The sequence below is a fragment of the Streptomyces sp. LBL genome (genome assembly GCF_029893585.1).
Lineage (GTDB): Bacteria > Actinomycetota > Actinomycetes > Streptomycetales > Streptomycetaceae > Streptomyces.
The window spans coordinates 1-23,389 of record NZ_JARXYX010000048.1 but is presented as its reverse complement, the minus strand read 5'-3'; the positions used below and the strand labels follow the sequence as shown (position 1 = coordinate 23,389).

Annotated in this window: 24 protein-coding genes and 4 pseudogenes; 15 read left to right on the top strand and 13 right to left on the bottom strand. The window is 70.9% G+C overall.

Going from position 1 to position 23,389, the window contains the following annotated elements:
- Positions 1-44: 44 nt before the first annotated feature.
- Positions 45-719, bottom strand: coding sequence for an SUMF1/EgtB/PvdO family nonheme iron enzyme (locus tag M2271_RS38655; RefSeq protein WP_280892140.1), 675 nt, complete (start codon positions 717-719; stop codon positions 45-47).
- A gap of 252 nt (positions 720-971) precedes the next feature.
- Here M2271_RS38655 and M2271_RS38650 point away from each other — a divergent pair, with 252 nt between their 5' ends.
- Positions 972-1,598 carry a PadR family transcriptional regulator gene (locus M2271_RS38650; RefSeq protein WP_280892139.1) on the top strand — a complete coding sequence of 209 codons (627 nt, stop codon included), beginning with the start codon at positions 972-974 and terminating at the stop codon, positions 1,596-1,598.
- A gap of 147 nt (positions 1,599-1,745) precedes the next feature.
- On the opposite strand, the gene M2271_RS38645 is transcribed toward M2271_RS38650, so the two are convergent.
- The gene (locus M2271_RS38645; protein WP_280892138.1) at positions 1,746-2,174 is read right to left on the bottom strand and encodes an SRPBCC family protein; all 429 of its coding nucleotides are present in this window, start codon (positions 2,172-2,174) and stop codon (positions 1,746-1,748) included.
- 308 nt (positions 2,175-2,482) lie between these two features.
- Between M2271_RS38645 and M2271_RS38640 the strand changes: the two genes are divergently transcribed.
- Together M2271_RS38640 and M2271_RS38635 are read left to right on the top strand one after the other, a co-directional pair.
- A complete protein-coding gene (locus M2271_RS38640) occupies positions 2,483-3,487 on the top strand; it encodes an EamA family transporter (protein ID WP_280892137.1) in 1,005 nt (334 codons plus the stop codon).
- A gap of 340 nt (positions 3,488-3,827) precedes the next feature.
- A pseudogene (locus M2271_RS38635) lies at positions 3,828-4,052 on the top strand (EamA family transporter); the annotation flags it as partial.
- A gap of 42 nt (positions 4,053-4,094) precedes the next feature.
- On the opposite strand, the gene M2271_RS38630 reads toward M2271_RS38635, so the two are convergent.
- Positions 4,095-4,778 carry a pyridoxamine 5'-phosphate oxidase family protein gene (locus tag M2271_RS38630; RefSeq protein WP_280892136.1) on the bottom strand — a complete coding sequence of 228 codons (684 nt, stop codon included), beginning with the start codon at positions 4,776-4,778 and terminating at the stop codon, positions 4,095-4,097.
- 35 nt (positions 4,779-4,813) lie between these two features.
- On the opposite strand from M2271_RS38630, the gene M2271_RS38625 reads away from it, so the two are divergent.
- Complete coding sequence (locus tag M2271_RS38625) at positions 4,814-6,145, top strand: aminotransferase class I/II-fold pyridoxal phosphate-dependent enzyme (protein WP_280892135.1); 1,332 nt, start codon at positions 4,814-4,816, stop codon at positions 6,143-6,145.
- A gap of 392 nt (positions 6,146-6,537) precedes the next feature.
- Here M2271_RS38625 and M2271_RS38615 read toward each other — a convergent pair whose 3' ends face one another.
- A complete protein-coding gene (locus M2271_RS38615; RefSeq protein ID WP_280892134.1) occupies positions 6,538-7,005 on the bottom strand; it encodes a pyridoxamine 5'-phosphate oxidase family protein in 468 nt (155 codons plus the stop codon).
- Between the two features lie 135 nt (positions 7,006-7,140).
- On the opposite strand from M2271_RS38615, the gene M2271_RS38610 reads away from it, so the two are divergent.
- Positions 7,141-7,797, top strand: a complete 657-nt coding sequence (locus M2271_RS38610; protein WP_280892133.1) for a cysteine hydrolase — start codon at positions 7,141-7,143, stop codon at positions 7,795-7,797.
- On the opposite strand, the gene M2271_RS38605 is transcribed toward M2271_RS38610, so the two are convergent.
- A complete protein-coding gene (locus M2271_RS38605) occupies positions 7,784-8,281 on the bottom strand; it encodes a Rieske (2Fe-2S) protein (protein WP_280892132.1) in 498 nt (165 codons plus the stop codon). The two genes, M2271_RS38610 and M2271_RS38605, sit on opposite strands and share 14 nt — an antisense overlap.
- Positions 8,282-8,436: 155 nt before the next feature.
- Here M2271_RS38605 and M2271_RS38600 point away from each other — a divergent pair, with 155 nt between their 5' ends.
- From M2271_RS38600 to M2271_RS38570, 7 genes are all read left to right on the top strand, one after another.
- A complete protein-coding gene (locus M2271_RS38600; protein ID WP_280892131.1) occupies positions 8,437-9,201 on the top strand; it encodes a HipA family kinase in 765 nt (254 codons plus the stop codon).
- A complete protein-coding gene (locus tag M2271_RS38595) occupies positions 9,198-9,614 on the top strand; it encodes a DUF3037 domain-containing protein (RefSeq protein ID WP_280892130.1) in 417 nt (138 codons plus the stop codon). Before M2271_RS38600 ends, M2271_RS38595 begins: the two co-directional genes overlap by 4 nt.
- 298 nt (positions 9,615-9,912) lie before the next feature.
- Positions 9,913-10,674 (top strand): 3-oxoacyl-ACP reductase FabG, encoded by a 762-nt coding sequence (fabG, locus tag M2271_RS38590; protein ID WP_280892129.1) that lies wholly within the window; start codon positions 9,913-9,915, stop codon positions 10,672-10,674.
- Positions 10,675-10,686: 12 nt separating this feature from the next.
- Complete coding sequence (locus M2271_RS38585; RefSeq protein WP_280892128.1) at positions 10,687-11,454, top strand: SDR family oxidoreductase; 768 nt, start codon at positions 10,687-10,689, stop codon at positions 11,452-11,454.
- A 219-nt stretch (positions 11,455-11,673) separates the two neighbouring features.
- Positions 11,674-13,263 carry an ABC transporter substrate-binding protein gene (locus M2271_RS38580; protein ID WP_280892127.1) on the top strand — a complete coding sequence of 530 codons (1,590 nt, stop codon included), beginning with the start codon at positions 11,674-11,676 and terminating at the stop codon, positions 13,261-13,263.
- Between the two features lie 119 nt (positions 13,264-13,382).
- Positions 13,383-14,075 (top strand): uracil-DNA glycosylase, encoded by a 693-nt coding sequence (locus tag M2271_RS38575; protein ID WP_280892126.1) that lies wholly within the window; start codon positions 13,383-13,385, stop codon positions 14,073-14,075.
- A gap of 192 nt (positions 14,076-14,267) precedes the next feature.
- Entirely contained in the window at positions 14,268-14,804 is a 537-nt protein-coding gene (locus M2271_RS38570; protein WP_280892125.1) for a hypothetical protein, read from the top strand.
- Between the two features lie 75 nt (positions 14,805-14,879).
- On the opposite strand, the gene M2271_RS38565 is transcribed toward M2271_RS38570, so the two are convergent.
- The gene (locus tag M2271_RS38565; RefSeq protein ID WP_280892124.1) at positions 14,880-15,374 is read right to left on the bottom strand and encodes a hypothetical protein; all 495 of its coding nucleotides are present in this window, start codon (positions 15,372-15,374) and stop codon (positions 14,880-14,882) included.
- Positions 15,375-15,486: 112 nt separating this feature from the next.
- Complete coding sequence (locus tag M2271_RS38560; protein WP_280892123.1) at positions 15,487-16,002, bottom strand: DinB family protein; 516 nt, start codon at positions 16,000-16,002, stop codon at positions 15,487-15,489.
- Positions 16,003-16,274: 272 nt separating this feature from the next.
- Between M2271_RS38560 and M2271_RS38555 the strand changes: the two genes are divergently transcribed.
- Positions 16,275-17,180 carry a Gfo/Idh/MocA family oxidoreductase gene (locus M2271_RS38555; RefSeq protein ID WP_280892122.1) on the top strand — a complete coding sequence of 302 codons (906 nt, stop codon included), beginning with the start codon at positions 16,275-16,277 and terminating at the stop codon, positions 17,178-17,180.
- Here M2271_RS38555 and lnt read toward each other — a convergent pair.
- On the bottom strand, positions 17,104-18,690 hold the full coding sequence (gene lnt / locus M2271_RS38550) for an apolipoprotein N-acyltransferase (protein WP_280892121.1): 1,587 nt from the start codon (positions 18,688-18,690) through the stop codon (positions 17,104-17,106). The two genes, M2271_RS38555 and lnt, sit on opposite strands and share 77 nt — an antisense overlap.
- 70 nt (positions 18,691-18,760) lie before the next feature.
- On the bottom strand, positions 18,761-19,264 hold the full coding sequence (locus M2271_RS38545; RefSeq protein WP_280892120.1) for a nuclear transport factor 2 family protein: 504 nt from the start codon (positions 19,262-19,264) through the stop codon (positions 18,761-18,763).
- A gap of 182 nt (positions 19,265-19,446) precedes the next feature.
- Here M2271_RS38545 and M2271_RS38540 point away from each other — a divergent pair.
- Positions 19,447-20,177, top strand: a pseudogene (locus M2271_RS38540) (SDR family oxidoreductase).
- A gap of 116 nt (positions 20,178-20,293) precedes the next feature.
- On the opposite strand, the gene M2271_RS38535 reads toward M2271_RS38540, so the two are convergent.
- A complete protein-coding gene (locus M2271_RS38535) occupies positions 20,294-20,473 on the bottom strand; it encodes a hypothetical protein (RefSeq protein WP_280892119.1) in 180 nt (59 codons plus the stop codon).
- A gap of 399 nt (positions 20,474-20,872) precedes the next feature.
- Between M2271_RS38535 and M2271_RS38530 the strand changes: the two genes are divergently transcribed.
- Positions 20,873-21,823 (top strand): SDR family NAD(P)-dependent oxidoreductase, encoded by a 951-nt coding sequence (locus M2271_RS38530; protein WP_280892118.1) that lies wholly within the window; start codon positions 20,873-20,875, stop codon positions 21,821-21,823.
- Between the two features lie 585 nt (positions 21,824-22,408).
- Here M2271_RS38530 and M2271_RS38525 read toward each other — a convergent pair.
- The 3 genes and pseudogenes from M2271_RS38525 to M2271_RS38515 form a co-directional block, all read right to left on the bottom strand.
- On the bottom strand, positions 22,409-22,858 hold the full coding sequence (locus M2271_RS38525; protein WP_280892117.1) for a group II truncated hemoglobin: 450 nt from the start codon (positions 22,856-22,858) through the stop codon (positions 22,409-22,411).
- Between the two features lie 29 nt (positions 22,859-22,887).
- Positions 22,888-23,042: pseudogene (rocD, locus tag M2271_RS38520) on the bottom strand (ornithine--oxo-acid transaminase); the annotation flags it as partial.
- A gap of 252 nt (positions 23,043-23,294) precedes the next feature.
- Positions 23,295-23,389: pseudogene (locus tag M2271_RS38515) on the bottom strand (undecaprenyl-diphosphatase); the annotation flags it as partial.

The window sequence follows — 23,389 nt, the reverse complement described above, 5'->3', positions numbered from 1 at the left end:
TCGCCCGATCGACCCCGCGCGGGCCGGGCCGCACACGACGTGGATCAGCTCATGACGGAACGCGCGACGCGGAATCCCACGTCGTCGACCTGGAAAGTCGGGTGGCTGCGGCGCCGCGCGGAGGCCCGGCAACTCCAGTGCTCATCGAACCAACCACCGCCACGCAGCACCCGATAGGCGCCATAGACCTCGGCGTCGTAGACGTCCCAGCACCAGTCCCAGACGTTGCCGAGCATGTCGTAGAACCCCCACGAGTTGGGGCGTTTGCCGCCCACCTCGTGGATGCGCTCGTGCGAGTTGCCGCGGTACCAGCCGATCTCGTCGAGCTCCCCGTAGCGCGGCCCGGTCGTCCCAGCACGGCAGGCGTGCTCCCACTCGGCTTCGGTCGGCAGTCGATACCCGTCGGCGGACGTGTCCCACTCGATGTCTTTGGTCTCGGCACGGAAGTGGTACGCGGGCGTGAGGCCGGCGCACTGGGACAGGGCGTTGCAGAACCGCGCCGCGTCCCACCAGGAGACGCACTCGATGGGCAACTGGTCGCCAGCGGTGGTACTCGGCCGCTGGCCTGTGATCTGTGCGTACAACGCCTGGGTGACCGGGGATGCCGCGAGCTGGTAGGGCGCAAGCTCGACCGACCAACTGCGCTGTGTCCGCCGGTCCGACAGCGTCACCTGCCCCGGCGGGATGGCGATCATCTCGTTCCCCGTCATCACGTCCATGATCAGAAGATCCTAACGAGACCTGCCAGTGCCAAACGACAGAGCCACCAACGGTCGTCCTTGGCTGGCACGAACCTGCAAGTCGTCATCCTTCACTGACACAGACAGCCATCGATCACCCTTCAGTGGCAATCGATCAACGTTCACTGGCACAGGTCGGCGACGCGTGGCATGGAGGGGGTTGTCTTGCGAGTGCTTCCGATATATCGTTGAAGTATCGCGACAGATCAACGATGGAATGGAGTGATGGCGATGCGTTCCCACGGATACGAGCGTGGACACGGTGGTGCAGGTCGCCCGGGCGGCCGCGGTGGTTTCGAGGGCCGGCGTGGTGCCTTCGGGCCCTTCGGGCCGGGTGGTCCCGGGGGCCCCGGCTTCGGCGGGCCCGGCTTCGGGCCGGGCCCCTGGGGTCCCAGGGGTCGAGGCGGACCGCGGGGGAGGGCGCGGCGCGGCGATGTGCGCGCGTCCATCCTTGCCCTGCTGAAGGACCGGTCCATGCACGGTTACGAGATGATCCAGGAGATCGCCGAGCGCAGCGGCGGGGCATGGAAGCCCAGCCCCGGCTCGGTGTACCCCACCCTCCAACTGCTGGAGGACGAGGGGCTGATCGTCAGTGAGACCGAGGGCGGCAAGAAGCTGTTCTCGCTCACCGACGCCGGTCGCACTGCGGCCGAGGAGGGGCCCGACGCGCCCTGGGAGGAAGCCTCCCGCGGTGTCGACTGGGAGGTCCTCGGTGAGATCCGCCAGGCCGGCTTCGGTCTGATGGAGGCCTTCGGCCAGGTGTGGAAGACGGGCAGCAAGGAGCAGCGCGAGAAGGCCGTCGCCGTCATCAATGAGGCCCGCAAGAAGCTGTACCTCATCCTCGCCGACGAGGACTGACCGTCCTTCGGCGTCAGAAGGCGGCGTCAGAAGGCGACGGAAGAAGACGGCGTCAGGCGAAGGCGACGGAAGAAGGCGACGGAAAAGGTGCCCCGCGGAGCGATCCGTGGGGCACCTTCGTGTGGACTGCCTCCGGGTCGGAGGCCGTCAGCCCACCAGCCCCGACAGCTTGCGCAGTGACTCGTTCAGCGCGGCCGTCCCCGAGTCCTTCAGCTTGCCCGCCATCAAAGAGACCGCGGCACCGGTGAACTCGCCGTCGATGCGTACGGTCGTCGTGTCGCCCTCGGGGGTCAGGGTGTAGCGCGTGGCGACGACCACCGACATCGGGCCCTTGCCGCGGATGGCGAACACCCGGGCCGGCTCCAGCTCCTCGATGGTCCACTCCACCTCGGCCGGGAAACCCATGAGCTTCATGTTCTCCTGGAATGTGCCGCCCACGGCGAGGGTCTCCGGACCGCCCTTGGGGAAACTGGTGTGGGTCGCGTTCCACTCGCCGTACCGGGGCCAGTCGGTGAGCCGGTCCCAGATCTTCTCCGGGGGCGCCGGGAGACGGGCCTCCGCGCTGATTTCGGCCATGCGACCACCTCTTCGTGTCGGGCTACGGGCGGGCTACGGTGTCGCGGAACGTAGCCGCAGGGCCCGCAACATTCAATACTGATGAACCGTCAGAATCTGCGGAGCGAGGCGTCCTCAGCCGACGAGCAGCGCGCTCTCGGGGGCGTAAATGCTTCCTTTCGTGGATGCCCGCGACGCTTACGGCGGGCCGTCCGAGTGTCAGCCGCGCGCAGCGGGCGGGTCCGGTCCCGTCACTGAGGCACGTGCCGGGTCCAGTCGCTGAGACAGGTGTCAACGGGGGTGAAGCTCATGTCGTTGCCTGTCATCATGTGCCGGTGCATACGTCTGAGAGCAGTCAGAGCCACCGGGGAAGGGGCGTCGGGCTCGGTCTCGCACTGGTGTCCGCGCTCGCCTTCGGCGGGTCCGGAGTCGCGGCCAAGCCGCTGATCGAGGCGGGACTCGACCCGCTCCACGTGGTGTGGCTGCGCGTGGCGGGCGCCGCCCTGGTGATGGTGCCGGTCGCCGTCCGCCACCGCGGGCTGCCGCGCCGCCGTCCCGCGCTGCTCGCCGGATTCGGTCTGCTCGCCGTGGCCGGTGTCCAGGCCTGCTACTTCGTCGCGATCTCCCGCATCCCCGTCGGGGTCGCCCTGCTCGTCGAGTACCTCGCGCCCGCGCTCGTGCTCGGCTGGGTGCGGTTCGTGCAGCGGCGGCCGGTGACGCGGGCCGCCGCGCTCGGGGTGGTCCTCGCGGTGGCCGGCCTTGCCTGTGTCGTCGAGGTCTGGTCGGGCCTGAGCTTCGACGCCCTCGGCCTCCTGCTCGCGCTCGGCGCCGCCTGCTGCCAGGTCGGCTACTTCGTGCTGTCCGACCAGGGCAGCGATTCGGGCGACGAGGCACCCGACCCGCTCGGGGTCATCGCCTACGGCCTCCTCGTCGGCACCGCCGTGCTGAGCGCCGTCGCGCGCCCCTGGAACATGGACTGGTCTCTCCTCGCCCACACCGCCGACATGGACGGCACTCCGGTCGCGGCCGGTCTGCTCCTGGGCTGGATCGTGCTCGTCGGCACGGTCCTCGCCTACGTCACGGGCGTGCTGTCGGTGCGCCGGCTCTCTCCGCAGGTCGCGGGCGTCGTGGCCTGTCTGGAAGCTGTCCTGGCGACCGTGCTCGCCTGGATCCTGCTCGGCGAGCACCTCTCGGCGCCGCAGATCATCGGCGGTGTGATCGTCCTGGCCGGCGCGTTCATCGCGCAGTCGTCGGCGCCCGTCACCGGCTCCGCGGAGCCGGTGACGGGCGGTGGCGGCGAAAAGCAACTGTCGGCCCGGGGAACCGCCGCGTAGGCTGTCGATCATGTATTCCGACGCACTCGTCCTTCCGCCGCCGGCCGCCTGAGGCGAGCCCTCCGGAAACCACGCCCCGCGCGTCGCGGGGCGTGACGGTGCTGCTCGCAGAAGAATTCCGTGGACCCCGCAGAGCGGGCGTCCTTCCCGAACTTCCGCGCCAGGCGTGCCTCTGCGAAGGACGCGCCCCGCGCGCGTCTGCGGAGAGAATCACGTGTCGAATGCTGCTGTCGGCCTGCCCGTCGGGCGGGGCCTCTCCTATCTGATCGTCGCCGGTGTCGCCTGGGGCACCGCGGGTGCCGTCGGCTCCCTGGCCTACCGAGTCAGTGACATCGGGCCCTTCGCCCTGTACTTCGCGGCCGCCGCCGTTGTACGGCCCGCCACCGTGTCCGTGATCATGATGCTGGAGCCGGTGGGCGCGGCGGTGCTGGCCGTCGCCCTGCTGGGGGAGCGGCTCACCGCCCCGACGCTCGCCGGGACCGTGCTGATGCTCGGGTCGGTCGCGGGACTCGCGTTGGCGGAGACGCGGGGAGGTGCGGCGGACGAGGAACCGGTGCGCGGGTGACGGGAGGGGCCCCTTCGCGTGCGCTTGAAGGGGCCCCGTTTCTCACAGCATCGCCAGATAGTCCGGGAGTTCGGTGCCGGGGGCCAGGTCGGCGTCGGCGACCGGTGCGGCGTAGCCCTTGCGGAGCGGGACGACGCCGGCCCAGTGCGGGAGGGCAAGGTCCGCGGGCTCGTCGTTGACGCCGCCGGTGCGGAGCTTGGCGGAGACCTCTTCGAGGTCGAGGCGGATCACCGCGGTGGCCGCCAGTTCCTTCCTGTCGGCGGGCCGGGAGTCGGCGGCCCGGCCGGGGACGACATGGTCGACCAGCGCGTCCAGGGCGGCCCGCTTCTCCTCGGGATCGGTCACGTCGTGGGCGACGCCGTGCACCACCACGGAGCGGTAGTTGAGCGAGTGGTGGAAGGCCGAGCGGGCCAGGATCAGCGCGTCCACATGGGTGACGGTGAGACACACCGGCAGGCCCGCGTCGGCGCGTCCCGTCATCCGCAGCGGACGCGAGCCGGTCGAGCCGTGGACATAGAGCCGCTCGCCGACCCGGGCGTACAGCGTCGGCAGGACGACCGGCGCGCCGTCGCGGACGAAGCCGAGGTGGCAGACGTACCCCTCGTCGAGTATCGCGTGCACCAGGTCCTGGTCGTAGGAGGCCCGGTCGGGGGAGCGCGTGGGGACCGTACGGTCGGTCGAGGCGTAGGCGGCGGGCGGTGGTGTCGGCTGCGGGGTCCCCTGCATGGCGGTCTCCATTGCACTAGTGCATAATCGTCTTTGTGCTAGGAGAATATAGGATCGCAGGGCGGCGTGCAGCGGACATCTCCGCGAGTATCGAGCGTGCGGTGGGCGCCGGTGCGCTGGAGTCGGGTCAACCGCTGCCGCCCATGCGGGAGTTGGCGGCCACGCTGGGGGTGAACCCGAACACGGTCGCCGCCGCCTATCGCACGTTGCGTGAGCGTGGGGTCATCGAGACCGCCGGACGCCGGGGCAGCCGGGTGCGACCCAGACCCGCCACGACGGGCCGGGAGAAGACGCGCGCCGACGTACCGGCCGGGGTGCGTGACCTGGCCGACGGCAATCCCGACCCCGCCCTGCTGCCGCCGCTCGCGCGGGCGTTCGCGGCGGCGGCCGAGCAGGGCGACCGGCAGCCGGTCCTGTACGGGGCCGAGCCCGTGGAGCCGGAGCTGGCGCGGCTCGCCCGGGCCGGCCTCGACGCGGACGGTGTGCCGGCCGGACCGCTCACCGTGGCCTCCGGATCGCTGGACGCCGTCGAGCGCGTCCTCGCGGCGCACCTCAAACCGGGCGACGGCGTCGCGGTCGAGGACCCGGGCTGGGGCCGGACCCTCGATCTCGTCCCGGCGCTCGGGCTGCGTACGATCCCCGTCGGCGTCGACGACGAGGGACCGCTGCCCGACGACCTGCGCACCGCCCTGGTGGCGGGCGCGCGTGCCGTGGTGGTCACCGACCGCGCGCAGAACCCCACCGGGGCGTCGGTGAGCGCCCCGCGGGCTCGGGCACTGCGGGCCGTCGTCCGGGAGCACCCCGAGACCCTGTTGATCGAGGACGACCACGGCCACGGCATCGTCGACCTGCCGCTGCACCCGCTGGCGGGCGTGACGCGCCACTGGGCCTTCGTCCGCTCGGTCGCCAAGGCCTACGGCCCCGACCTGCGGCTCGCCGTGCTCACCGGAGACACCGTCACGGTCGACCGGGTGCGCGGACGGCAGCGCCTGGGGCCCGGCTGGGTGAGCCTGCTGACGCAGCGGGCCGTGGTCCGGCTGTGGGCCGACGGTGCCGTGGACGGACCGGCGGTGGCGGCCGCGTACCGGAGCCGGCGGGAGGCGCTGATCGACGCCCTCGCCGAGCGCGGCGTCGCCGCCCACGGACGCAGCGGCATGAACGTGTGGGTCCCCGTTCCCGACGAGACCGGAGCCGTGGCCCGTCTCCTGCACTCCGGCTGGGGCGTCGCACCCGGCGCCCGCTTCCGGATGAGCGCGCCGCCCGGCATCCGGGTCACCGTCTCGACCCTCACAGCCGAGGAGACCGGTCCGCTCGCGGACGCGATCGCCTCCGCCGTGAGACCGGCCCCGGTCCGCAGCTACGTCTAGGGCGTGAGCTGCGGACCGGCCTTCGGCCTGACCCGGGGGCGCACCGCGCCCGCGGCACAGTCGCCGCGCCGACCGGCGTCGGCCGGCGCGGCGACTCGCCGAGGATCGCGACACCGGCGGTCTCGCGACGACCGGGATGAAGCAGGCGTTCCGGTTCGGGCGCGATCCGATGCGGCCGGGGCGTGCTTGGGCCGTGCCGGTGCGACACCGCGTCCACCGCCGGTACGCGTACGCGGTGTGGTGCGCGGACGCCGACCGCCGGACCCGACCGCCGGACCCGACCGCCGGACCCGACCGCCGGACCCGACCGCTGGACCCGACCGCTGGACCCGACCGCTGGACCCGACCGCCGGTGGCGGCCTTGCTGCAGGCGGCCTTGAGGACCTGCTGAGCTACGCGGGGCCCAGCTTCCGGAAGTCCCAGGAGACGATCTTCTCCGGCGTCAGTCGTATCCACGCGTGCCGGCCGTCGTGCGGCATCTCCTCCAGGCGGAAGTTCTTCCGGGCGAACAGCGTCTCCGGAAGATCGAGTTCCGCACAGAGCTCCCCGGTGCGCGGGGCCTCGCCCACGAAGTCGACGGCCCCGGACAGCTCGACGCCCATGAGTTCGTCGTACTCCTCACCCGTGTCGACCACGATCGCGACCCGCGGATCGCGCCGCAGATCGGTCCAGCGCTTGCTGCGCACCACCGAGTAGAGCCACATCGAGGTGCCGTCCCAGGCGAACCAGAGAGTGCTCACATGGGGGGCGCCACTCGCGGACACGGTGGCGACCCGGCAGGTGCGCTGACTGGTGAGGAACTCGTCCAGCTCGCCCGGCGTCATCATGATCTTCCGGCCCCGACGCTGCGTGACGGTCATGCGACCCCCTCTTTCTCTCACGTCGTGTCAGAGGAAATCCTCTGACATCACGTCAGAAAAGGATGAGCAGTCTTCCGTCCCCACGCAACGCTGGCTAGTGTCGCCGCCCACACCGTCGAAGGCCAGGGGTGAGCCGTGCCGTCCTACGAACAGCTCCGCGAACTCCTCGATCCCGTGACCACGGTCCTGCTCACCGTCGAGTGCCAGCAGGGCGTCGTCGGACCCGACAGCGCTCTGCCCGCACTCGCCGAGGAGGCGCGCTCCTCGGGCGCCCTCGCCAACGTGGCCCGCCTGGTCGCCGGCGCGCACGAGAACGGCGTCCAGGTGATCCACGCGATCGCCGAGCGCCGCCCGGACGGCAGGGGCGCCAGCCGCAACGCCCGACTCTTCCGCGCCGCCGAACGGCTGCCCGTCCAGCAGCTGTCCGGCACCACGGCGGTCCGAGTCGCGGCCCCCATCGAGGTCACCGAGGAGGACTTCGTCGTACGACGGCTGCACGGACTGTCGCCGATCCAGGGCACCGAGGCCGACGCGCTGCTGCGCAACCTCGGCTGCCGCACGCTGGTCGTGACCGGCGTGTCCGCCAACGTGGCGATCCCCAACACGGTCTTCGACGCCGTCAACCGCGGCTACACGGCCGTCGTGCCGACGGACGCCATCGCCGGGGTACCCTCCGAATACACCCCGGTGATGATCCGCAACACCCTCGCATTGGTCGCCACGGTCGCGACCACGGACGAGGTGCTGGGCTGCTTCACGCGGCCTCGGCGCGCACGCGTCACGCCAGCGTGATCGAGTCCCCGCTCACGCTGATCTGCTCGGCGGGCAGCGGCTGCGTCGCGGGACCCTTCTTCACACTGCCGTCGGTCACGGAGAACTCGCTCTTGTGGCAGGGGCAGACGATCACGCCGTTGGCGACGCTGCTCACCGCGCAGCCCTGGTGCGTGCACTTCGATGAGAACGCCTTGTAGGTGCCGGCTGTCGGCTGCGTGACCACCACGCCCTGGTCCTTGAAGATCTTGCCGCCGCCCTCGGGGATGTCCGAGGTCTTCGCCAGGGCGGAGCCGCCGGAGCCGGACGAGGCGCTGCTGCCCGCCCCCGCGTCGCCGCCGCTCGCGTTCGCGCCCGTCTCGGCGTTCGAGGAGTCGGACGAGGAGCTGTCGTCGGAGGATCCGCAGGCGGTCAGCGCGACGGCGAGTCCGGCCGCGCCGACCGCCGCCACGACGGTACGACGGGCGGGCGCCATGGCGGGGGGAAGCGATTCGCTGGTCGTCATGCTGACGTTCCCTTCATTGCAAGCTTCGTGAATCTACCCAGGGGTACGGCCTGAGGGCACCGGTTGTTCAGGCGTTGTAGAGATCTAAACGTGTTCGAGGTCGGAGGAGGGTAAGCCACAGCTGTCGCTTCGCCGTCGGCCGGTAACCTGGGGCGATGCTCAAGGAAGTCACCGCGACCCGCTATATCACACCACTGCGTGAGGGCGGTTCCTTGCCGGGACTCGTCGAGGCCGACGACTTCGGTATCTACGTCCTGAAGTTCACCGGCGCCGGGCAGGGCCGCAAGACGTTGGTCGCCGAGGTGGTGTGCGGGGAACTCGCCCGGCGGCTCGGCTTCCGCGTGCCCGGGCTGGTGACCGTCGACCTCGATCCGGATCTGGGCCTCGGTGAACCCGATCCGCAGGTGCAGGGGCTGCTCAAGTCCAGCGGCGGTACCAACCTCGGCATGGAGTTCCTCTCCGGCGCCCTCGGATTCGACCCGCTCGCCTTCGCGGTGAGCCCCGAGGAGGCCGGGCGGATCGTCTGGTTCGACGCGCTGGTCAACAACGTCGACCGGTCCTGGCGCAACCCCAACCTGCTGAGGTGGCAGGGCGAGGTGTGGCTCATCGACCAGGGCGCGACCATGATCTGGCACCACAACTGGCCTGGCGCCGAGGCCTCGGCGGCCCGCCCCTACGACGCCTCCGACCACGTCCTCGCGTCCTTCTCGCCGGACATCACCGCAGCCGCCGCCGCGTTGGCGCCGCTGGTGACCGAGGACCTCCTGGCCGAGGTCACCGCGCTGGTCCCGGACATATGGCTCGCCGACGAACCCGGCTTCGAGACGCCGGACGACCTTCGACGGGCCTACGCCCGGCCGCTGGTCGCCCGGGCCGCCGTCGTCCATGACCGTGTCAACGGCATCGAGGGAGCCGAGTGAGCGAGCGCCACATCATCAGGGGCGGCCGCCGCAGCGACCGTGACGTCTTCGAGTACGCCCTGCTGCGGGTCGTGCCCCGCGTCGAGCGTGGCGAGTGCGTCAACGCCGGCGTCCTCGTGTACTGCCGGGCCAAGAGCTACGTCGGCGTCCGCACCCACCTCGACGAGGCGAAGCTGCTCGCCCTCGACCCCGACGCGGACGTGCCCGGTGTACGGGCGGCCCTGGCGGCCGTCGAGGGCGTCTGCGCGGGCGGCGAGGCGGCCGGGCAGGCCGCGCCCGACGATCCCGGCCGCCGCTTCCGTTGGCTGATCGCGCCGCGCTCGACGATCGTCCAGCCGGGGCCGGTCCACACCGGTCTGACGGCCGATCCCGCCGCGGAGGCCGACCGGCTGCTCGACCTGCTCGTGCGGTGACCGTGCCCCGCGTCTTCGTGCCCCGCGTCTCCGTGCCCCGCGTCTCCGTGCCCCGCGTCGCCGCGGGCCGGTCGTCGGGCTCGCCGATGCTTCACGACATAGCCGGCCGCACGGGCGCCGGTGGGGGACGATGACGACGGGGCCGGTCCGGACCGAGGGCTGCCCCGCAGGTAATGGATCACACACCCCGGCCTGCCGTTGACACCGGGTGCCAGGGCTTCTAGCGTCACGTCTGCTGAAGGTACTAAGCGGTCGCTCACTTGATGGGCGTCCTTCTCGAGGGCGAGGAGAACCAGCAATGTCCACCACTGAGCAGCGGGTAGCCGTGGTCACCGGCGGAGCGCGTGGCATCGGCGCCGCCACCGCCGTACGACTCGCCGCCGAGGGTCGCGCGGTCGCCGTGATCGACCTCGACGAGGCCGCCTGCAAGGACACCGTGGAGAAGATCACCGCGGCCGGCGGTACGGCCCTCGCGGTCGGCTGTGACGTCTCGGACGAGACGCAGGTCGAGGCGGCCATCGCGCGGATCGCCCAGGAACTCGGCGCGCCGACCATCCTGGTGAACAACGCGGGCGTGCTGCGCGACAACCTGCTGTTCAAGATGAGCGTCGCCGACTGGGACACCGTCATGAACGTGCACCTGCGCGGCGCCTTCCTGATGTCCAAGGCCTGCCAGAAGCACATGGTGGACGCGGGCTTCGGCCGGATCGTCAACCTCTCCTCGTCCTCCGCGCTCGGTAACCGCGGCCAGGTCAACTACTCCGCCGCCAAGGCCGGTCTGCAGGGCTTCACCAAGACCCTCGCCAAGGAACTCGGCAAGTTCGGCGTCACCGCCAACGCGGTCGCCCCCGGCTTCATCGCCACCGAGATGACCAAGGCCACCGCCGACCGCGTCGGCATGGGCTTCGAGGACTTCAAGGCCGCCGCCGCCACCCAGATCCCGGTGGCCCGCGTCGGTGAGCCCGCGGACGTCGCCGACGCGATCGCCTTCTTCACGGGCGATGCGGCCGGCTTCGTCTCCGGTCAGGTGCTGTACGTCGCCGGCGGACCGCTCGACTAGGGGACCAGGAACATGACTTCGGTGGAACTCCCCGAGCCTTCGGGCAAGGCCGCACTCGTCACGGGCGCCAGCCGCGGTATCGGCTTCGGCGTCGCCAAGGCACTGATCGCACGCGGCGACCGCGTCTGCATCACCGGACGCAACGAGGACGCGCTGAAGGAGGCCGTCGAGCAGCTCGGCGCCGACCGCGTCATCGGTGTCGCGGGCAAGGCCCACGACGAGGAACATCAGGCCGTCGCCGTCGAGCGCACGATCGAGGCCTTCGGCCGCGTCGACTTCCTGGTCAACAACGCCGGCACGAACCCGGTGTTCGGGCCGATCGCCGACCTGGACCTGGACATCGCCCGCAAGGTCTTCGAGACCAACGTGGTCTCGGCGCTCGGCTTCGCCCAGAAGACCTGGCACGCCTGGCAGAAGGACAACGGCGGCGCGATCGTCAACATCGCCTCCGTCGCGGGCGTCTCCGCCTCCCCCTTCATCGGCGCGTACGGCATCAGCAAGGCCGCGATGATCAACCTGACCCTCCAACTGGCGCACGAGTACGCGCCCGGGGTTCGGGTCAACGCGATCGCCCCGGCCGTGGTGAAGACCGAGTTCGCGAAGGCCCTGTACGAGGGCCGGGAGGCGGAGGCCGCCGCGGGCTACCCGCTGGCCCGGCTCGGGGTGCCCGACGACATCGGCGGCGCGGCCGCGTTCCTCACCTCGGAGCAGTCCGACTGGATCACCGGCCAGACCCTCGTCGTCGACGGCGGCATCTTCCTGAACGCCGGCGTGGCCTGAGCTTCGACGTGGCCTGAGCTTCGGCGTGGCCTGAGCTTGGGCCCATGGACACGGGTGCCGGTTGTCGGAAACGGCGCCCGTGTCGACGCACGGGACGCTCGCCGGTCGATGACAACGTCGTCATCGACCGGCCGGTCAAAAGGCCTTTCACTGGGAGGTTTCGGCCCGCGGGACGCTGCGATATGGTCTGCCGACTCTTGGTACGGCAGATCGAGGAGCGTGCGCGTGTTCAACCGGAAACGGTGCCGGCAACACGTGGCGGCCTTCGCGTCCCTGTCGGCCCTGGCCACCGGATGCGGGGTCCTGTCGTCCGGCTCCTCCGACGACGCCGGGCGGCCGATCGTGGTGGGCACCACCAGCGCCCCCAGCACGCTGGACCCTGCCGCGTCCTGGGACGGCTCCTGGGAGCTGTTCCGCAACATCTACCAGACCCTGCTGGCCTACCCGAACGGCGCGACCACGCCCCAGCCCGACGCCGCCGAGCGTTGCGCGTTCACCGACAGCTCCAGCCGGACGTACCGCTGCGAACTGCGCGAGGGTGTGACGTTCTCCGACGGGCACGCGCTCGACGCGCAGGCGGTGAAGTACTCGATCGACCGGATCAGAGCCATCAAGGCACCGAGCGGCCCCTCCGGGCTCCTCGGCAGCCTGGACCGGGTCCAGGCGGTGGGCGACCGAGAGGTGGTCTTCCACCTCAACCAGCCCGACGCCACCTTCCCGTTCGTGCTCGCCACCCCGGCCATGTCGATCGTCGAACCCGCCGACTACCCCGCCCGCTCGCTCCGCAAGGACGGCAAGGTGTCCGGGTCCGGACCGTACGCGCTCCGGGCGAACGACGACGGCAAGAAGGCCGAGCTCGTCGCGAACAAGAGCTACAAGGGCTTCGCGCAGCGCAAGAACGACGCGGTGACGATCCGTTACTTCCACAACTCCTCGTCCATGGTCAAGGCGCTGCGGGGCCGGCAGATCGACCTCACCTACCGGGGTCTCGCGGCCGACGACATCGTCTCCCTCGAAAGCAAGAAGGACGAGAACCTCCAACTGGTCGAGGGCTCGGGCACCGACATCAGCTACCTGGTGTTCAACCCGAAGGACCCGTGGGCGAACAAGCCCGCCGTACGCAAAGCCGTGGCCCAGGTCGTCGACCGGGCGGCGATCGCGCACAAGGTCTACAAGGACACCGTGGACCCGCTGTACTCGATGGTCCCGAAGGGGCTCACGGGTCACACCACGGGCTTCTTCGACTACTACGGCGAGCCCAGCACGTCCAAGGCCCGCCGGATCCTCACCGACGACGGCATCACCCAGCGCGTTCCGCTGACCCTCTGGTACACGACCGACCGCTACGGCTCCGAGACCGCCCAGCAGTTCCAGGAGCTCAAGCGGCAGCTGGACGGCTCCGGCCTCTTCACGATCACCTTGAAGAGCCGTCCCTGGAAGACGTACGTCGAGGGCTACCAGAAGGGCGAGTACCCGGTGTTCGGGCGTGGCTGGTTCCCCGACTTCCCCGATGCGGAGAACTTCATCGCCCCGTTCGTCGGGAACAAGAACGCGCTCGGCACGCCCTACCCGGCGCCCAAGATCACCGGCGTGCTGCTGCCCCGCTCGCGCGGCGAGAGCAACCGGGCCGACGTGGCGAAAGACTTCGAGGAAGCCCAGCAGATCCTCGTCGACGACGTGCGGTTGCTGCCGCTGTGGCAGGGCCGGCAGTACGTGGCGGCGAACGACGACATCTCCGGGGCGGAGCGGGCGCTGGACCCGTCGACGATCATGACGGTGTGGCAGCTGTACCGGAAACCCAGCTGGTAGGGGCGGTTTCGTCGTCCTCGGCGGCGATTGTCAGTGGTCGCCGGTAGGTTCTGTGGCCTGGGGCTGCCGCACGTCGCGGTGACCGCTCCGCAGCGACCGCACACCGTAAGGAAGTCGACGTGACCGACATCGCCATGCTGCCCGAGTCCTGGCGCGGGATTCTGGGCGACGAACTGCAGCAGCCCTACTTCAAGGAGCTGACGGAGTTCGTCGAGGAGGAGCGGGCGCATGGTCCCGTGTACCCGCCGCGCGAAGAGGTCTTCGCCGCGTTGGACGCGACGCCGTACGAGCGGGTGAAGGTCCTCGTCCTCGGCCAGGACCCGTACCACGGCGAGGGGCAGGGGCACGGCCTGTGCTTCTCGGTCCGGCCGGGTGTGCGGACCCCGCCGTCGCTGCGCAACATCTACAAGGAGATGAAGGAGGAGCTGGGCCTGCCCGTCCCGGACAACGGCTATCTGATGCCGTGGGCCCAGCAGGGGGTACTGCTGCTCAACGCGGTGCTCACGGTCCGCGGTGGCGAGGCCAACTCGCACAAGGGCAAGGGCTGGGAGAAATTCACCGACGCGGTGATCCGCGCGGTGGCCGACCGGCCGGACCCGGCGGTCTTCGTGCTGTGGGGCAACTACGCGCAGAAGAAGCTCCCGCTGATCGACGAGACACGGCATGTGGTGGTCAAGGGCGCGCATCCCTCCCCGCTGTCGGCGAAGAGGTTCTTCGGCTCCCGCCCGTTCACGCAGATCAACGAGGCGGTGGCGCGGCAGGGGCACGAGCCCATCGACTGGCGGATCCCTGATCTCGCTGATCTTGGCTGACCTCGGCGGAGCGGGGCCGGGTGGCGGCTCGGGTGGGGTGAGTGCCGCCGCGGTGGTGGCTGGTCGGGCATACACCCGGGTCGGCTGTCGCCGGGGCGTTGCCCACGGGATGGTCCGGTGCCGCCTGACCGGGATTGTCGGTGGGGGCGGTTAGCGTCGGGAGGGACAGCCGGCGAGGGTGCGGAGGGTGCGGTGGCGGAGCGACAGGGGCAGGCGGCCGCGGATGTCCTGATGACACGGATCGGGCAGGTCGTCATGCTGCATCACGCCGGGGACCGCGAGGAGGCCCGCCACCGCTTCCTGGACCTGTGGGCGGAGATCGGCGAGCACGGCGACGCCCTGCACCGCTGCACCCTGGCCCACTACCTGGCCGACACCCACGACGATCCGTGCGACGAACTCGCCTGGGACCTGCGGGCGTTGACGGCCGCGGAGGAGCTGGCGGAGGACCGGCCCGCCGAGTACCACGGAGGCCGGCCGGAGGACGTACTCGCGGTGCGGGCGCTGTACCCCACACTGCACCTGAACCTGGCGGCCGACTATGTGAAGCTCGGCCGCGCCGAGGCCGCCCGCACCCATCTGTGCCGGGCGCGGAGCGCGTCCGACGCGCTGGGGGACGACAGGTACGGCGACGGTGTGCGGGCGGCGATCAGCCGACTGGAGTCGCGGCTGGGGGAGGGGGACTCCGGCGGAGGGGGAGCGTGGGGGCCGCCGGGCCGACGGCCCTGAAAGTCTCGCGGCCCCCCGCTCCGGAACGTGACGCTCAATGCCCGTACGGTCGTGCTCACGCCCGTACGGGCGCGCTCAACGCCCATACGCCTGGTCGCAGATCGTCGCCTCCGGGCTGTCCGCGCGCCAGCCGCCGTACGTCCTGCCGAGGGCGCAGACGTCCTGCTGGTTCCGGGGGACCGTCCCGGTCACGTCCGGGGTCTCGACGCGAGGTTGCCGAGGATGACCGGCCTCGGGGTACCGGGGGCGGGGACGCGCCGGGTGATCCGCAGGGTCCGATTTCATGCGGGGCGGCTGGTGCCGGGTCTGCGCCGGATCCGACGGGGCGGCTGCGTGCGACGGGGGCGCCGCGGGTGTCGGGCGGCGGGACGGGCCGGTCTTCCCCAGGGCCTCACGGGCGGGCGCCTGCACGATCCGCGGCTTCGCCCGGCTGTCGGGCCGGACGTCCGACGGCCGGGACGGCGCCCCGGCCGGGCCGGACTCAGGGGGACGCTGGACCGTCACACAGCCGGAGAGGGCCGAGACCGCGACGGTCACCAGGAGGGTTACTGTGGTCGTCGTTCGATGCACGCGCGCAACTCTGCTGGCCACGGCGCCCACCAGGACGACGGACCGGCTCAGAATGCCCCGCACGGGTGATCTCCGACCCCGTACGGCGGGGTCCGGCCCCGTGCGGCTGACGTCAGTCGCCGGTGGCGCCGTCGACGCGCTCCCGGAGCAGGTCGGCGTGGCCGTTGTGGCGCGCGTACTCCTCGATCATGTGCGTGACGATCCAGCGCAGGTTGAAGCGCTCGCCGCTGCGCCGGTGCTTGCCCTCGGACATGTCGTCCAGGCCGAACCCGGCCGCGTGGCGCCGGGCGGTCTCGATCTCGGCCTGCCAGGTGGCGTACGCCTCGTCCCAGGTGTCCGCGTCCGTGAGGTGGAAATCGCCGTCCGGGTCGGCGTCGCTGTAGTAGATCGGGCCCACGGCCTCGTCTTTGAGAACCTTGCGGAACCAGCCCCGTTCCACCTCTGCCATGTGCCGCACCAGCCCCATCAGCGACAGCTCGGAGGGCTCCACCGACGGGGTCCGCAACTGGGCGTCGCTCAGACCCTCGCACTTCCACGCGAGGGTCTGCCGGTGGTAGTCCAGCCAGCCCTCCAGCATGGCGCGTTCGTCGGCGTTGGTGGCGGGTTCGTGGCGCTCGGTCGTCGTCATACCCGCATCTTCGCCTGACCTGCCCGACCCCACCACAGGTTTTCCGCGCCTCCATCGGCCGCCGGGTATTCCGTCCAGCAGTTCCCCGGCCGGGGAGTGTCCAGCAGCTCCCCGGCCCCGCCCGTACCTCCTCCAGGCCCGGCGCTCGCACGCAGAACGCCCCGGCGCCGCAACGGAACATCAACCGGGTAGCGCCGACCGGCTGCCTCCTTCGCCGCCGTATGCTGCCGTGGAAGCAGGCGCAGGCGCAGGCAAGCAGTGAGGGAGTCCCCGTGAAAGTCGGCTGCATCGGGCTGGGCGACATCGCACAGAAGGCCTACCTGCCGGTGCTCGGCGGGCAGCCCGGGGTCGAACTGCACCTGCAGACCCGTACCCCCGCGACGCTCGCCCGGGTCGCCGAGAATTTCCACATCCCCGCGGCCCAGCGCCACACCGACCTGGATTCCCTCCTCGCACAGGATCTCGACGCGGCCTTCGTGCACGCGCCGACCGTCGTGCACCCCGAGATCGTGACGCGGCTGCTGGCGGCGGGCGTACCGACGTACGTCGACAAGCCGCTGGCGTACGAACTCGCCGACTCCCAGCGGCTGGTGGCCCTCGCGGAGGAGCGGAACGTGAGCCTGGCCGTCGGGTTCAACCGGCGCCACGCCCCCGGGTACACGCAGTGCGCCGATCATCCGCGCGAGCTGATCCTCATGCAGAAGAACCGGATCGGGCTCCCGGAGGAGCCGCGCACGATGATCCTCGACGACTTCATCCACGTCGTCGACACGCTCCGCTTCCTGGTGCCCGGCCCGGTCGACGACGTCACCGTGCGGGCCCGCGTCGAGGGCGGCCTGCTGCACCACGTCGTGCTCCAGCTCGCCGGGGACGGTTTCACCGCGCTCGGCGTGATGAACCGGCTCAGCGGCTCGGCCGAGGAGATCCTGGAGGTGTCCGGGCAGGACACCAAGCGCCAGGTGGTCAACCTCGCCGAGGTCATCGACCACAAGGGCCAGCCGACCATCCGGCGGCGTGGGGACTGGGTGCCGGTGGCCCGGCAGCGCGGCATCGAGCAGGCGGTGCTCGCCTTCCTCGACGCCGTGCGCACGGGCGACGTGCTCAGCGCCCGGGACGCGCTGGCGACTCATGAGCTGTGCGAGCGGGTGCTGCGAGCGGTTCAGGAGCGGGCCGCCTGACCCGCCGCGTCCGTACGCCCTCGGTGACGGCCCACGCGGCGAGGATCAGCAGCGCCGCGTGGACCGGCCAGTCGCCGAAGCGGACGTACGGGGTGACGCCCCGCGCCAGCGGTACGTCGTACACCTGGGCGGTGCTGCTGCCGGTCCCGAGCCACGATCCGACGGGTCGGCCGCTCGCGTCGTAGACGGCGGAGACGCCCGTCAGCGTCGCGTGCACCATGGGGCGGCCCGTCTCCGCGGCGCGCAGCGCGGCGAGGGAGGCGTGCTGGTCCGGGGCCCAGCTGTGCTGGAAGGACGACGTCGACGACTGGCCGACGAGGAGGTCGGCGCCGTCCTCGGTGAGATGGCGGGTCATGTCGGGGAAGGCCGTCTCGAAGCACACCATCGGGCCGATCCGCAGGCCGTGCCCGACGTTCATCAGCACCTGCTCGGACCCCTTCCGGCGGTCCTCGCCCGCCGCCTTGCCGACCGAGGTGGCCCAGCCGAGCAGGGAGCGGGCCGGGATGTACTCGCCGAAGGGGACGAGCCGCATCTTGTCGTAGCGGTCACCGGTGAGGCCGCCGGCGCCGACCAGGACCGAACTCTTGTAGATGCCGGGTTTGTCGGAGCGCCGGGCGTCCACGTTGACCAGGATGTCGGCGCCGGTGTCGCGGGAGAGCGCCGCGATCCGCCGGGCCAGGTCGGGCCGGCCGGCCAGGTCGAAGCCGACGCTGCTCTCACCCCAGACGATCAGGTCGACGTCCTGACCGACGAGCTGCCGGGTCAGCCGCTCCTCGACGGCGAACCGGCGGACGATGCTGTCGGCGCCGTCCACGACGCCGGGCTGGACGATCGCGATCCTGGCCCGGTCGCCGGTGCCGGCGTCGGTGTCGGGGCGCGGCGACCAGACCCAGGCCGCCGAGGCCGCGGCGGCCGTCGCCAGCAGACCGGCCACGGCCGGCATCCGCGACTCGCGGACCACGACCAGGACGGCGACCGCCACGTTCACGGCCACGATCAGGAAACTGAGCAGCCAGACCCCGCCCACGGAGGCCAGCCGCAGCGCGGGCTCCACCTCCCACTGGCTGGCGCCGAGCACGCCCCACGGTCCGCCAAGCCCCTGCCAGGAGCGCACGAGTTCGACGCCGAGCCAGCCGGACGGCAGAACGAGGAGGGCGGCCGCGATCCGGCCCCGCGAGGGCGTCCCGGCCAGGAACCGCCGTACCAGCCAGCCCCAGGGTGCCCATAGCGCGCCGAGCAGCGCGGCGAGCACGAAAATGAACACGTGCAGGCTCGGCAACAGCCAGTGGTGCATCGTCAGCATGAAGCCGAACCCGCCGCACCAGCCGTCGTACGCCGCCCGTTTCCCGGTCGGCGCCGACCGGGCGAGCGTGATCCAGGGGACGAGGGCGACGTAGGCGAGCCACCATAGGGACGGGGCGGGAAAGGCGAGTACGGGCAGGGCGCCGGCCAGTACGGCGAGCGTCGAGCGCCGCCACGGGGAGGCGAGCCAGCGGCCGAAAGAGATCATAGGGCGCCTCCTACCCCGTGGATGCCCCAGTGTGCGTGCTCTCGACGGCCCGGGGACAGCGGACATCGGCTCAGTCGACCACAGCTGCCGGGGGCCGGCTCGGCAGGCGCCGCCACTTCTCCCGGACGATCACCTCGCGCAGCCGCCAGCCGTCGTCGGTGCGCAGCAGCCCGAAGTCGTACCGCCCGCCGCACACGAAGTCGGGAGGACCCGAGCCATCGCCGTCGCCGTCGCCGTCGCCGGCCTCGGCGAGGCGCATCGGATTGAGGTAGTCGGCCTGGACCCGTGCCGTGTCGTCGATGCCGTGCTCCAGCACGCCGAAGCTGAACCGGCGGTTGACGATCAGATGCTGGCGCATGTCGAACACCCGCAGGCTCTCCTCGAGCCACCGGGCGACCTTCCCTGCCTTCCCCTCGACACCTCCGGCCGAGCGGTAGTCCGCCCGCCCGTCGGCGGTGAACAGACCTTTGTACGCCTCCCAGTCACCGTCGTCCACGGCCACCGCGTAGTCGGTGATCAGTCCGTCCACGGCCAGCCGGTCCAGCACGGCGGCAAGCTCCACACGCTGCGTCATCGGCTCAGTGTTGGGCATGGCGGGGGCTGCGCCAAGGGGGGCGCGGTGATATTCGGCTGCCGTCAGCCGCCTGGCCTGCGCGAACGCGGAGGTGAAACCGGAGAAGTCCGCGACGGCCGGTCAGACACGACCCTAAGCTGATCGATGATCGATCATTGGCTGTCTCGTTCGGGGAGGTCTCCATGGCAGGTTCCGTCACAGTCGTCACCGGTGGGAGCAGGGGGATCGGGGCGGCCACCTGTCTGCGGCTCGCCGCGGACGGGCACGACGTGGTGGTGGGGTACGTCCGGGACGCGGGCGCTGCCGAAGCCGTGGCGGAGGGGGTGCGGAACGCCGGGCGGCGGAGTGTCGCCGTACGGGTGGACACCGCGGTCGAGACGGACGTCGAGCGGCTTTTCGACGTGGCCGAGGAGCGGCTCGGACCGGTGACGGGGCTGGTCAACAACGCTGGGGTCACCGGGCCGTTGGGGCGGCTGGCCGACGCGGACACCGCAAACCTGCGCCGGGTCGTGGACGTCAACCTGCTGGGCACACTGCTGTGTTCGCGGCGAGCGGCGCAGCTCATGACGGCCCGGGGGAGCGGTGTCATCGTGAACGTGTCCTCGGCCGCCGCGACCCTCGGAAGTCCCGGCGAGTACGTGCACTACGCGGCGACCAAGGCCGCCGTCGACGCACTGACCCTGGGGCTGGCCAAGGAGACGGGATCCGGGTCAACGCGATCGCGCCGGGAGTGATCGACACCGAGATGCACGCGACGATGGGCGACCCGGACCGGGCCCGGCGCGCGGCCGACACGATTCCGCTGCGGCGCCCGGGGCAGGCCGAGGAGATCGCGGCGGCGGTCGCCTGGCTGATGTCACCGGACGCGTCGTACGCGACGGGTGCGGTGTTGCGGGTGTCGGGCGGTCGGTGAGAGGTCGGTGAGGAGCTGCTGCCGGAGGGCTGAGCGCTCAGCCCTCCGGGCTTCCCCGGAGGGCCTTCGGGAGCTGCTCCCGAAGGGATTCGCCAGGATGCGAGGCCTCGTCGGGCTCAGGCCGCCTCGACGACCTCGCCGCGGATCGCTGCCGCCCACTCGACCACCAACAGCTCGTACTCCGCGCGCTCCTGGGCCGAGAGGGTGCCGCCCGCGCGCATCCAGAGTGCCCGGATCTGCTCGTTCACCTCGGCAGCAGACCGCACAAAGCCAGGAGCAAGGGAATTGGTGGACATGCGTACAAGCCTAGGGGCAAGCACTGACAGTGCGCTACTGGACGGCTACCCGACTCGTATGTGATGGGTCACGGGTGGGCAGGAGATCGTCGATCGGTACGTTCCAACTCGCGGCTGTGCAGGGGGAGTCGGGGAAAAGCGGGGCTGCTGCCTTCCCGGGTGTGAGTGGCGTACCGGGGCTGGTCGGTCCGACGGGGCCTGCCGGCCCTCGTCCGGGGCGTTCGGCTGAGCACGAGACCTGGCGACAGGACTCACTTCCACTCAGTCTTCAGGAACGGTGTCGGGAATTTGTCGGCGGTGACCGTGATCTGTCGGCGGTATGTCGGTGGAGGTTGCCACCTTGGGCGCATTGGTGCTCTCCATGAGCACGCTGCCCCACAGCGCAAGGAGCTTGTCGTCGTGTCTTCCACATCCCAGAGCCGACCGTGGGACGTTCACCGGCTGCCCTCTGCCGAGGGCAGGATCTTCCTGGTCACCGGGGGCAACGCCGGGATCGGCTACTTCGCCGCGGAGCAGCTTGCCGCCACCGGCGCCGTTGTCGTACTCGGTAGCCGGGACGCCGCGAAGGCCGACGGTGCCATGGCCTCGATCCGCTCGCGCGTCTCCGGGGCGCAGGTGCGGCACCTTCAACTGGACATCGCCGACCTGCCGTCTCTGAAGACCGCCGTGGACAGGCTGGACCTCGATCATCTCGACGCGGTGGTCTGCAACGCAGGGGTCGCGCTCGACGACCCGCCGCGTCGGGAGACCGGGGACGGCCACGAGCTGATGTTCGGCACCAACCACCTCGGCCACTTCGCGCTCACCCAGTGGCTGGCCCCGCTGCTGTCCGCGGCGTCGGCGGGTCGCATCGTGACGGTGGGAAGCTTCGCGGCGCGGTCCGAGCGACTGGACCTGGACGATCTGCAGTCGGCCCAGGACTACCGGCCCGAGCGTACCTACGGCCGGTCGAAGTTGGCGCAGATGTGCTTCGGCTTCGAACTCGATCGCCGCCTGCGTGCCGTCGGTAGCACGGTGCTCAGTGTGGTGGCCCACCCCGGCGGCGCACTGGACTCCCTCACCCCGCCCCGCCCGCCGGTACGCGTGACAACCCCCGGCGAGCGGCTGCGCGCCTTGCCCGCCGGGCTCTTGGTGCAGGGCAAGGACGCCGGAGCCTGGCCCGTCGTCCGTGCCGTCCTCGATCCGGAGGTGCAGGGAGGGCAGCTGTGGGGGCCGAGGGTCTTCGGCCTGCGTGGCACACCACGGCGGGAACCCGTCCCCTCCCATATGGCCGACCCGGCCGTCGCCGCACGCCTGTGGGCCGCCAGCAGTGAGCTGGTCGGCGCCGATCCGCACCTCGGCTTTCTGTAGGCGCGGAGCCGCGCCCAGGGTGGCCATCCGGTGGCCAACTGTCATGTTCAGCCCGGCCAACCGGGATGCTCGGTCACAACCAGTTGCTTGCAGGAGGTCGTTGATACAGATCATCGAGGCGCGGAGGTGGAGGCCGGGACGTGGTCCTGCGCTCCAGGCACCCCGATGGCGTTGAGCAGGAGGTCTACGGCTTCCTCCTCGTCCACCACGCCGTCCGCCAGGTCATGCACCAGGCCGCTGTACAGACCGGGACCGATCCCGACCGGCTGTCCTTCACCCGCTCCTTGCGCGCTGTGCGCCGCCAGGTCCCCGCCCAGGCGGCTTTTTCCCCCTGAGCGCCTCGCCGCGGCCTGGGACCGAGCCCTCGCTGAGATCACCCGCCGCCTCTTACCGATCCGCGGACTCCGCACGTTCCCCCGCGTCGTCAAGCGCAAGATGTCCAACTGGGGTCTCAAAGGCCCCCACCACCGCAACTGGCCCCAGCCCGCCGCACCGCCCGCCGATGCGGTCACCATTACCCCCGCCTCCAAGACCGCCCCGACCAAGCGAAAACCCAAGGTCCAGCCCTGAACAGCGGCATTTGGTCTAGTCCTCGACGGCTCCTGGCCACGTCCACAGCGGAACCTCGCGGAGGGGGTGCAGCTCGGCCTCGCTCTCGGCACGTGAGTTCTGCTGGGCGACCTGCGAGCCGAACTCGACGTGGGAGCGCACCGCCTCGCGGAACGGCTCATCGCCGGGGAGGCCGGCCTCGTCGAGAGCCTCCACGTAGAGTGCCACGAACCGCTGCCGTTGCTCGTCGGTGATGTTCAGGTGGCGGTGCACCTGGATGATGTGGTCGAAGCCCAACTCGCGACTGAAACGATCAGGCCCGCCGAAGGATTCCGCCGTGAACCAGGTCAGATGTTCGACATGGTGCGGCTGGCGCTCGGGGAACAAGGATCGCAGCACCGGATCGGCGAGGGCCTTCGTGTAGAAGATCTCCTCGAGCCGGTGCAGTGCGTCGTCGCCACCGGCGTGCGTGTAGAGACTGGTCATGAACTGCCCCCGGGGATGTCTCCGCTGACTCACGAATACAGTACTGCCCGGAGTTGATCCAGTCCCCAGACCAGGTCCTCCTTGCTGATGACCAACGGTGGAGCGATCCGGATCGTCGAAGGTAAGTGTCCTTGACCACCACACCCCGGCCCATCAGCCTCTCGGAGAGCTGCCGCCCGCGCCCAGCACTCCCAACACGGTGAAGGTCTACAGCCTGTACGGGGCGCGGTGCCCCAGCCGCAGTAGCAGGCGCCGGCCTACTCGAAGCGCAGGTCGGCGATGGAGTTCAGGTCGATGAACTTGCGGGCGGTGTCGCCGTAACGGGGGAGGGCGGGAGAGAAGTGGGAGATGACCAAGCCCAGGGACCCGGAAACACCTACAAACTCCTGTGGATACCTCCAGCCACAGATGGGCGTAACCAGAGATCAAACAGCCCTCAGCCGGACGACTCCGCCGCGTGCGGGCTCAGCGCGCCCATGCTGACCAGCACGATCACCAGGATGCCGAGGGCGATGCGGTACCAGACGAAGG